The sequence below is a fragment of the Flavobacterium sp. KY-23415 genome, assembly GCF_055384985.1.
This window is the reverse complement of record NZ_AP044001.1, coordinates 2,245,215-2,257,679: the sequence shown is the minus strand read 5'-3', so window position 1 is coordinate 2,257,679 and position 12,465 is coordinate 2,245,215. Positions and strand designations below refer to the sequence as shown.

Sequence of the window (12,465 nt, the reverse complement as noted above, 5' to 3'; positions counted from 1 at the left end):
TGAAGTTCTCTTCTAAATTAATCAATATGTTGCAATATATCTTCTATACTAAAGCTATCTGTTCCTTCTTTTTCTAATAACTTAAGAACCGCTTCTTCTTTATAGGTTTCTCCTTTTATTAAATCTTTATTTTTCAACCCAAAACTATCTTCTTTCATTACACCTTCTAATTCAATACCATTGCCTAAATTCTCTTTATTAATTATATAAGTAGTAAGTAAATCAATCGTGTTGTATTTGACCAAATCTGTAGTTTCTAATTTTATATTTAGTGCCGAATTGATTTTTTTTGAAACCTCAACAGCTAATATTGAATCTAGACCAAAATCATAAAAAGTAAGATCACTTTTAATTTTAACTTTGGGAATCTTAAGCGTTTCATGTATAACATTATTAATAGTTCCTGATACCGTTTCTTTACTAAGATTGTTAGCTATCTTATTTTGATTTTTTAAACTATCATGATCAATATTAATAAGTGAGGCGTATTCTTTGAAAATACAAACCGATAGTTTATCGATTGTTTCATTTTCAAATATTTTATTACTCTCTAATTTTATTCCTAAAGATTCGTTTATCGATTTAACCATTTTAACTGCAAGTATTGAATCTAAACCGTAATCCAATAATGAGACAGAATTTTTTATCTTTTCAAAAGGAATCTTTAGTAATTCGCTAAATACTGTTTTTATCTTATATTTTATTTCTTCGATTATTCTATCAGGATCTTTAGTAGTTTCGATTATATTTTTTCTACTTTCTGAAACTTTAACCACTTCTGTATTTATCACATCAGATTTCTGTGTTTTTCTAAGAATTACTCCATCACTTTGTGCCAAAATTATTTGCTGACCAAGATCGTGTGCCTTATTAGCAGGGAAGGTAATGTTCTCAAAACCTTCATTTATAAGGATTTTTTTCCATGTTTCTGGAGCTAAGCCAGGACAACCTTCTATTCGCAATTCTGGATCATTGTATAACCACCAACCATCTAAAAGAGCAAACCCCATATGAAAGAATAAAGACTTAGTACTAATCTCATTAATTAAGATGATTCCATTCTTTTTCAATACCGATTTCACATTTATTATAGTATTTACAATATCGTTAGTAGCATGTAAAACATTTGTAGCCAACACTATATCATAACTTTTTGATATTTGATCTTGTGGTGCTTTTACTCCCACATCAAAAATCTCATAGGTTAGAAAAGGGTTGTCTTCTTTATATTCTTTTTCGGCATATAATAAAAATGTTTTGGAAATATCTGTATAACAATATTCCTCTATGTACTGATGATACGGTTTAATTCTTTGAAAAATAACACTACTAGTACCTCCAATTCCAGCTCCTACTTCTAATAATCTAATTTTGGCATTAGGATTTTGTTGTATTCGCTCTTCGATAAATGCTATAATATTATCTGTTAAAACATCATTAAAATAGTCGCCTAATTCGTTTTTATAAATTCCTTCTACTAATTCCATAGAAGAATCTGGAAAGACCACTTCTGCTCCTTTCATTTTACCCGTCAACACATAAGGCAAATTTTTCATAGAAGATTCTAATAATTTGACCTGAGCTTTTTTATAGGTATCGTCTCCCCAATTTGATTTTTGAGAATACCAATTATTCTGTATTCCATCTAATGTAAGTTCCTTCGTGTTTTTCTCAATACAGTAAACTAAATCCTTACTTTGTATTTCTATCAGATTATTTTTTTGAAGAATTCTTAAACTCTCTAAAAGCCATTTGTCATAAAACCTATTAAAATTATTATCTGTTTTTTGTTTTTCTAGGTCATTTACTTCATTTACCAGTAATCCTATAGATTGAAGTTGAACAAACATCCATTGTGCTAATAAAGTCTCCATATCCTCAACACCAAAACGTGCATTTTCTCTAAGTTTTTGAACAGTAAATTGTCTATCTGGAATATGAGAATGAAGTCTTTCAATACTACTTTCATACTCTTGTTCGGCACATTGTATTTCCATAGTATTATCTAATGGTATTATATCAAAATTAGCTTTTGCTGTGATTACTGCTTGCTGGTCTTTAGTATTAAGGAAACTCTCTAAAATATAATTCGCTTCACTAGTTCCCAATACACCTACTTGTTCTTTTAATATTGATTTCAGTCTATTTGGTATGAACTCACCAAAGCCGACTTCTCCCCAATATCCCCAATTAACAACTTTAACTGGGTAGGACACTTTTTCATTAAGAAACTTAGAAAAGCTATCTTTAAAAACACTACTAGTCACATAACAACTTTGTCCTTCCATACTAGCTAAAGCTCCAACAGAAGAGAAAAACAACATAAAATCTAAGTTTTCATTTTGAAAAACCCTGCCTAAAGTGATACTTATATCTATTTTGGCTTTTAACCCTTCTACAAAACGAGACTCTGTGAGCAAGGTAATTTCTTGATCTGTTGATGCCATTGCTGCATGAATGACACCATTGATTGCTCCTTGTTCTTTTTTTATTTTTCTATACAATAATGAGAAAGCCTCATAATCGGACACGTCTGTTTCATAATATTTTATGGATGTTCCATTTACATCTAGACTTTCTATTTTGGCAGTTATTGCATCGTCTTTTTTTCTTCTACCTATCCAAATAATTTTAGCCTGATAATTTTCTATAAGATAACGGCTCCATTCTGTACCAACTCCTCCAGCTCCTCCAATTATTATATAAGTACCACCAACTACATAAGAGCTATTAAATTCTGAATTGGTTTTAGTGCGAATTAACCTTTTTTGATATATTTTTTGTTTTCTTACTAACCAATCTTCAACCCGATTTAGTGAAACAGGGATTTGATGAACTGGTTCATCAGTATCTAGAATTATTGTATTCCAGTTCTTCATTTCTTTTGCCATGACACTGACAAATCCAGCAATTGCAGCGTGAATTGAATCTATATGTTCAGTTTGATTAGGTAGTATAAATGCATTTCTAGTAATTAGAATGAATTCCTTTTCTAGTTTATCAAAGTCAAACTGAAAACAGGATTTTGCCATTCTGTAAATAGAAAGGATATTTTCATATACGAAAGACTTATATCCTTCTGTAAGAGGATTCATAGTTGTTTCTGGGCAAATACAAAGTATTTTCTTACCTCTAAATTTTCTAAAAATTTGATCCCAACTCTCGATGTTTCGAATATTCTCAAAATAATACACTGTACCTTGTAAATGAGAATAGTTGGTATCATACTTACTTTTTATAATGATATCATTTTCATTTACTACAAGAGGCTCCGTTTGTTGTTCAAATGCTTGGTAAATTTCTTTATAATACTCTACAGGGCTTGATAATTTAACTCGTTGGCTTTTAAGATATTGTCCTTTAGATATGTTTTTTTCTTTTTTAAAACTAATAGTATCTAGAGTTACATCTGGTTCTGGATTCCAATAAGACTCTTTTGCAAAAGGATAAGTAGGTAAACTTACTTTTATAGGTTTATCGAGATATAATTTGTTCCAGTTTATTTGTTTTCCCTCTACCCATTGTTGAGCCAATGATTTCCATTTACCGACACTCATTTTTTCAACTATTTCATAGAATTCCTCTGATATTGAATCTACTCTTTTAGAGACTATTCCTTGATAGATTGAAGAATTAATTTGATTATTTATATAGTCAAATAGTTTTTTCTCTAAATCATCAATGCTTTTAGCTTCAATTGCTAATCTGTATTCAAGATTTCTTCTTCCTGTTTGAAGTGTATATGCTATATTTTTAAGTTGAGTATTCGCTTTATTATATTTTAAATAATCCAACAATTCTATTGCTAAAAGTGTTAGTTGTTCCTTGGTAGCCGCAGACAAGAGAATCAATTCTTCTTCAATACTTGAAGAGATTTGTTGCTCAAATTCTTCAAGTATAAGATGTACATTTGTACCACCTGCTCCAAAAGAGGAGATACCCGCTCTTCTAGGATAGGTTACGGCTATTCCATTCTCTTGTAGAACAGGTTTATCCCATTCTTTAAGATTGTTTTGTACATAAAACGGAGTGGATTTAAAGTCAATTTCTGGATTCAAAATTTCACTATGTAATGTAGGGACGATTTGTTTATGTTTAAATTGAAGAAGTATTTTCGTTAATCCTCCAATCCCTGCAGCACTTTCACAATGTCCTATATTTGATTTTGAAGAGCCTATAGCACAAAATTGCTTTTCTTTAGTGAATTGATTGAATGCTTTAGTTAGTCCTGATACTTCTATAGGATCACCTAATGAAGTTCCTGTACCATGTGCTTCTATATAGCTAATGGTTTCTGGAGACACTCCTGATCTTTCTATAGTTGTTTTAATCAAATCTGCTTGTGCTATAGGATTAGGTACTGTGTAACCAGATGTTTTGCCCCCTGAATTCGCACTACCTCCTTTAATCAATCCATAAATATGATCCCCATCTGCAATAGCTTTTGATTTTGGCTTCAATAGTATCGCTCCTACTCCTTCCGCATCTACAAAACCATCTGCTCCTGCTGCAAAAGTTTTATTATATATTCCTTCTGAAAGCATATTAGCACTTGCTAATCGGTTATAATGCCCTGGTGTTACAATTAAATTAACTCCTCCTGCAATTGCACAATCACAGTTTCCATTTTGAAGACTTTCAAAAGCCAAATAGATCGCCATTAAAGACGAAGAACAAGCCGTATCGACTGTTAAGCTAGGGCCTTGAAAATCCAAGACATATGAAACCCTATTACTAATAGACCAATAATTAGATTGTCTATTATAAGTACTATTCATTACGCCTGCAAACACCCCCACTTTTTTATTTTTTGATAAATTCTCTGGAAGATATCCTGCATCTTCTATAGACGCATATGCACATTGTAAAAAAAGACGTTCTTGAGGATCCATTTTCTCCGCTTCTAATGGAGATATTCTAAAAAATAAAGGATCAAATGTATCGATATCTTTTAAGAAACCTCCCCATTTAGAATAACTCCCTTTATTCAAATTATTCTTTTCTTCAAAATATACCTGCCAATCCCATCTATCTTTAGGGATTTCTGAGGTACAATTGACCCCATTCTTTAAATTATCCCAAAATTCACGAATATTTTCAGCTTTAGGATACTGTCCTGCCAATCCTATTATTGCTATTTCTTCTTTAAAAGGTTGTGAAGCATCCATTCCTTTGTCATCTTCTAATTTCTCTACTTCCCAAGTATCAGAAAAATTCAATGAACTAGAATTTAGTATGCTATCTGGAGATGAAATGATTTTATCTTCTTCTTTTACTTCTTCATTTTTAGCAAAAAAGTTAGCTATATCTAATTTTCTCTCTTTCATAAAATAAAGCACCATAGAATCCAAGTTTTGATGTTCGAAAAACAATGTTCCCGAAATTTTATCAAAATCTTTACGAAGCTCATTTGTGAGTTGAACAATCAGAATAGAATCTATTCCATAATTCTCAAAAGTTTCTTTAGTTCTTACTTCTTCCAAAGGAAGTTTTAAAACCTTACTAACTAGTTTTCTGAGATATTCGGTAAACTCAAATTCAAGTCCTTTTGATGAAAGTTCTTTTGTATTTATTTCTTGAATTTTAGGGATTATTTCCCCTTGTGGATTAGACTCTTCTTTTGTAAACGTGCTATTTTCTACCCTTAAAGAAGTTGCCTGAGCCCAAATTATTTGTTGTCCTAAATGATGTACTTCATTTACTGGAAATTCTATGTTTTTATAGCCTGATTGTTGAAGCACTTTTTTCCATTGTTGTGATGAAAGCCCCGGACATCCTGATATTCTTGTTTCTTTATCTTTAGCACGCCACCATCCTTCTAATAAACCAAATGTAAGATGTGTAAATATTACATTTTTGCTCATTTCATTTAGAAGTAACACTCCTTCTGGTTTCAATAATGCTTGGCAATTCTTTACTGATGTTCTAATATTAGATGTTGCATGCAATACATTGGTTGCTATTACAATATCATAAACCCCATAATTAAAATCTTGATTTTCTAGAGTCTCTTCAGCGTTAAATCTCTTAAACGTAATATATGATTTACCCGAAGCATAAGTATCTTTGGCAAAATTTAAAAAAGCCTGAGAAATATCTGTATAACAATATTCTTCAATATAGTTTTGAAACGGAGCTATTTTTTGGAATAACAACTCGCTAGTTCCTCCTGTTCCTGCACCTACTTCTAGTATTCTAATCTTTACATCTGGATTATCTGAAACTATTTTTTTAATATATAAAATCAAACAAGCTCCTAAAACTTCATTATAATAGTCTGCTACTTTATTGTTTTTATAAATATTTATAACTTTATCCATAGATGAATTTGGAAACATAATATTAGTGGGACGGATCTCATTTTTTATAATGGAAGGAAGTCCTTTTAAAGTTGCTTCTACTAATTCTATATGAAATATTTTATCTGAATTTTCTTGATTACTATTTTTAAATGTGTTCCATTGATTCCATAAATTTTCTGCATTAAATCCATCTGTCAATAAATCTTCATTAAGCTTCCATCTATTTTCAGATAGTTCTAAACATAATTTTTGCTCTTTAAAAAAACACAAACACTGTTCTAACCAATCCTTAAAATAATTTGGTGCTCCCCAATCAAGAATTTTCGTTTGCGGAATTTGATTATTAAAAAGACCTATTGATTGTAATTGATAACAAGTTATCTTTGCTATAAGATTTGTAAATATTTCATCTTCAAAAACTGAACTATTATACAAGTCCTTCAGCTCTGCTTCTTTTATATAATGTTTCGTTATTGAACTTAGAGAAATATCAAAAGGGATTACTTCATTAGTAAATGTGTTGACAAACTCTTTTTCATATCCAGAAAATGCTAGAGGCTTACTCAATTTCATGATCCCTATCTGATTAAGATTTGATTGCATTAAAACATTTAATGCATTTATTCCTTCTATTTCATTAATAGGATGGACACCTATTGCTTGCAACTTCTCAAAATCTTTTGCTTCTTCTAGCTTTTGGCTATCCCAATACCCCCAATTAACAGTTTTGATAGGAAATGGTAATTCTTTCTGTTTAGCAATAGCATAAGAATCCATAAAAACACTTCCCGCAGCATAATAAGATAATCTTGGTGTTTTAATAAAACTTACCATTGAAGAAAATAAGAGTAAGAAATCTAACGGAGTACTTTTTAGTGTTTCTAACAACGTCAAAATACTCTTCTGTTTGGTTTCATATCCAGCTCTAAAATCTTCTTCGGTAACTGCATCAATAGTATGCTCTTGTAATATCATTGCAGAGTTTATTACTCCATGAAGAGCTCCATAACGCTGCTTTACTTTTTCCAATACAGCTTGCATTTCTGATTTTTGTGTTACATCCGCAGTATAATAAGTAGGAATGTTCTTTTGATTGCCTACTGCTAATAATTTGTCTTCTATGCGATTATCAATTGGTCTTCTTCCTATCCATATAATTTTAGCATTAAAATTTTGAATAAGATATTTACTCATTGCTTTACCTATATTTCCAGAACCTCCAATTATCATATATACTCCATTCTCACGGTATGCAGCTGTTTTCATTAGCTGATTTGGTGTGATTTTGAATTGTACTATTTTTTGACGATACCATTCATTCTCACGTAAAGCCCAACTTCTACCTTCTTTATCAAATGGAATGGTTAATATTTGTTTGTTATTTTTAGAAATTGCATCAGAACGGTCAATAATTCTCATTTGCCATTTATGCATTTCTTTAATAGCTGATCCAAACAATCCGTCTATACCTGCATGGGAAGAATTTGAGTCTGAGAAACCATCTATTTTAAAAGTATTAGTCAAAATTATTGTCCAAGCTAATGGCACATCTTTATAATGATTAGCAATGCAAGACCTAATTAACTTAAAACCAAAATAAACTCCCAACTCTTGCTCCTGTTCTAATGTACTATGTTGCTCTTTAACCCACCAAAAAACATGATCAAACCTTATTTTCTTGTCTGCTAATATTCCAAAAACACTGTCAATCAATTCTTGATCACTTATAAAAATAACCTCTTCAAATGTTGTTACTAACTCTCTTTTCTCTATTTCTGGACAATTAATACAAAGTAATACAGCAGTTTTATAGGTTTCAGGTTCAGTTATTTTTATAGTATCAATACTTACATGTTCCCATTTTGGAATGAGGTATGTCATTTGGCTTTCTGATTTCTGACTTGGCAAGAATTCAGTTGATAAGTTTTTATCGTTTTCTTTTATTCCTTTAGTTATGAAACCTTTTATATCTATTACTAGTTCTAATTTTTCATTATATAATTTAATATCACTGATTGTATCTCCAGAAGCAGTATAGTTGCTTAGTTTGGCAACAGCCCACATTTGAGAAGTACAAGAATCATATACTTTAATTGATTCTATTCCGAAAGGCATTTTGGGTTGAGATAATGATTTCCAACCTGCTTCTCCGTTCTTGTTTTTTTCTAACAGTAAAGTAGCTTGAAAAGCAGAATCAAGCATTCCTGGATGCATTTTATAAAAAGGCAAAGTGTCAATCCAATTGTCTTCTAGTTTTAATTGTACAGCTACCTCGTCATTTTTATAAAATAATCTAGTAATGGACTTGTGAGCTCCTTTATAATTGATTCCTATCTTATCAAACTGTTCATATAATTCTATACCCGTTAATGCACCATATTCTTTTATATCATAAAAGGAAGAAACATCGATATGTTCTTTATTGCTTTTTTGCAAAATACGCACTTCACCTTGGCTATATATTAACTCTTCTTTATCTAAATTTGTTAATTTAAATTGAAATGCATTGTTTTCCTGCTTCAGTTTTATTGCTATATCTACAGTATCGCTATTTTTTACAATTGGTCTAATGAAATTGATATTTACCAATTCAACTGCCTTTTGTTGTACCTCATTTGCAAACACAAAAGCTTGATAGGCCGCTTCAACATGCCCTGCTCCTGGTAAAACACTATAGTTATGAACTTTATGATCTGACAAAAAGAACTCTTCTCCTGTAAAAACAGATGTGAAATTTACATTATTAAACCTTGAATTGTTTTTATGTACTAATGGAGATAAAATAGCTTCTTTTTTCTGATCAACTGAAGATTGAACAAAAGAGGTATTCATTTTAGGCAACCAATATTCTTTATTAGAAAAGGGGTAAGTTGGTATTTTTATTCTTTGAGGAGTGCTTGAATTCTGATAGATAATTTTCCAATTTATCGGATAGCCTTTAACCCATAATTCGCCTATCTGAAAAAATTTATTCTTTACTAACCAACTATAAACTAAATGATCAAAATCTTCGTCATTTGTAAAAGAAGCAAATTCCTTCTCGTAGTCGCTTTTGTTCCCATAAAAATCTGCTCCATTTTCATTTTCTAGATGGTTACTTAACTTTTCTTGTAATTCAGAAATAGATTTCACTATAAAAACCACTCTCTCTTCTAACTCTATCCTACCGATTTGAAAGGAATAAGCTAAATCCCTTAGGTATTTTTTTTCTTGCACATAAGATTCTGAAACTATTTTAGAGCCTTTCGATTTATTTTGTATTATCTCCTCAGCTAGTTTGTTTATGGTTAAATTCTCAATATCATTTTTTTCATTTGTCCATTTAAATTCCTTCTCTAACCACTCTGAAATTTGCGAATATTGAAAAACATCTAAACCAAATTCTTCCCACTCAATATTACTTTCTATATCTTCTTCTTGTATTTTAAGAATAGAGCTTATTTTCTTTTGTATTTCTATACAAACAATTTCTTTTTGTTTTTCAAATTCAAGAAATGAATCTTCATTACTATATTGTTTTGTTTCTGTAAATTTATTTTTTTCTAGTTGTACTAATAATCTAGAAATATATTCTTTAACACGATCTTTATTTTTCGCTGAAATTGGAATTATGAAAGCGCTAAAATCGTCATTGAGTTTGCTTTCATCTATTATTCTATTTTCCACATCATATTCTTGAATAACTAGATGAACATTGGTACCTGTGGCACCAAAGGAACTTATCCCTGCAGTTCTAGGAGTATTCCCTTTTTCCCAATTTTCAAGCGTTTTTTGCACATAAAAAGGTGTTTTTGAAAGTTTTAAAAATTTATTTTCTTCTTTAGCGTGTAAACTAGGAACTAATTTTTTCTTCTTTAATTGCAAAGCAACCTTAGTTAAAGCACCAATTCCAGCTGCAGCTTCCGTATGTCCTATACTAGATTTTAAAGAACCTATAGAACAATATTGAGTTTTATTAGTATATTCACGAAAGGCTTTTGTTAGTCCTTCTATTTCAATAGGGTCACCAAGTGATGTTCCTGTACCATGTGCTTCTATATATGTTATATGTTCTGGATTAATATTTGCTTTTTCATAACACTCTTTTATGAGTTCTTGTTGAGCAATTTGTCCAGGAACGGTAATTCCACTTACTTTACCAACATGATTTATTGCTGATCCTTTAATGATTGCATAAATATTATCATTATCTTTTATAGCTTGTTTTAAAGGCTTTAGTATAGCTGCACCTACTCCTTCTGAGGAAACATAACCATCTCCATTCTCTCCGAAAGCTTTGCATCGACCGTCAGTTGAATGAAAATTACTCATACCATATGAAAGGTATTTTGCAGGATGCAGTGATAAATTGACACCTCCAGCGATAGCAACTTTACATTCTTTATTTTGAATACTTTGGACTGCAAGATGAATTGCTGTTAAAGAAGATGAACAAACTGTATCAACAGCCATACTAGGTCCATGGAAATTACAAAAGTAAGATACTCTATTAGGTATTGGTGCATTATTAAGCGAAAGAGTTGTAACGTCATTTTTTAGTCCTTCTAGTCCAATTAGGCTATAATCTTTATGCATTACTCCTGCAAAGACTCCTACTTTCCTAATTTTGTTTTTACCCTCTGATTTAACAATGTTTTCTGGGGTATACCCTGCGTCTTCTATAGCTTCCCAACAAGTTTGCAAAAACCATCTTTCTTGAGGATCTAATTCTTCTGCTTCTTTAGGAGAAACTTTGAAAAAAGGAGCATCAAATGCTGCTACATTATTTATAAAACCTCCCCATTTAGAAATTGGCTTTCCTGAAGGTGTTACTTTTTCATTAAACTTTTTCCAATCCCATCTTGATTCAGGTACTGTGGTTATAGCATCATTCCCTTTTGCTAGATTCTCCCAAAAAGCTTCTAGGTTATCTGCCATAGGATATCTTCCTGACAACCCTATAATTGCAATGTCATTGTCCTGTAAATTCTCATTAGAAGTATTCACCTGAGAGGTATTTGATATCTCCTCTTTAAATAATTTAGTTATTGGTTTAGTAGTATCAAAAGAACTATTAAAAATAGAAGGATATGTGTTTTCTAAATAATCGGCTAATGTCTGTATTGTAGTGTATTCGAAAAGTAAAGTTGGGGATAACTCTTCTCCAACTTTTTCTTGCAATTCATTTACAATATTTAATAACTCTACTGATTCTAGTCCCAATTCATAAAATCCAGAATCTGCTTGAATTTGTAGATTGAAAACCTGACTTTTTGCTTTAAAAAGGTTTAATAAATATTTTTTAGCACCTTCTCTTTTTTCATTAGCATTATCATGACTATTTTCTGCTAGATTATTAGAAAAAGAAGCCTCTGAATTATCAATTCTAAATTGCTTAGCGCTAAAATTTTTAAACTCAACAAGAGGTTTACCCTCATTATTTAGAAATTGAATTGAAAATTTTAATAAATCTCCAGTAAAATGAACATCTTTCACATCTGTCAAGGCAAAACAAGTATCCTGAACCAGTCCCCAAATATCTACTTGTTCAATATACAAAGGAAGATATAAAATTCCAGAAGCATTTAGATGCTCTTTGATTCCATGTCCTAAACTTACTGCTGCACTATCTAATAATGCTGGGTGAAATAGAAAATTTTCAGCAGAAGCTTTTTCATTAGGATGTAAGGATAAATCTGCTTTATATATTGAATTTGTTTTTATTAATTTCCCTTGAGCTTTCATAATACCACTATGCTCAAGAGCTTTTTCTTTGTAGTGGTTGTATATCTCTAAAACATCTATTTCCTTTACTATACTTTGCCCTCCAATCATTTTAGATTCGAAAGAGTTCTTTATGTTTTTAAGAACTTTTGCCTTCACCAAAGTTATTGCTACATTTGAATCCTTATTCGTATTATTCCCTTTAATCTGAATTTCATACCCATTACTAATTGAACTAACTTCTATTGTTAATGTCCATACTTCTTCACCTATAATTTGCAATGGTTGATAAATTATTAAATCTCTAATCGAATACAAAAAAATAGTATCCACTTTTTCATAAATCACTTGATAAATCAAATCAATATATGCTAAGCCTGGTAGCGTGGGAATACCATTAACAGCGTGATTTGTTAATAATCGATTAGCAGAGTTTATCGTTACTGTTTCCATGAAAGTT

Annotated in this window: 1 protein-coding gene; it reads right to left on the bottom strand. The window is 30.8% G+C overall.

Going from position 1 to position 12,465, the window contains the following annotated elements; genetic code table 11:
- Nucleotides 1-17 precede the first annotated feature (17 nt).
- The gene (locus ACZ49Z_RS09780) at nucleotides 18-12,458 is read right to left on the bottom strand and encodes an SDR family NAD(P)-dependent oxidoreductase (protein WP_464307983.1); all 12,441 of its coding nucleotides are present in this window, start codon (nucleotides 12,456-12,458) and stop codon (nucleotides 18-20) included.
- Nucleotides 12,459-12,465 lie beyond the last annotated feature (7 nt).

Bases quoted from the DNA above. Each gene is read 5' to 3' on its own strand.
- ACZ49Z_RS09780 (WP_464307983.1), bottom strand. From the start codon at position 12,458: ATGGAAACAGTAACGATAAACTCTGCTAATCGATTATTAACAAATCAC.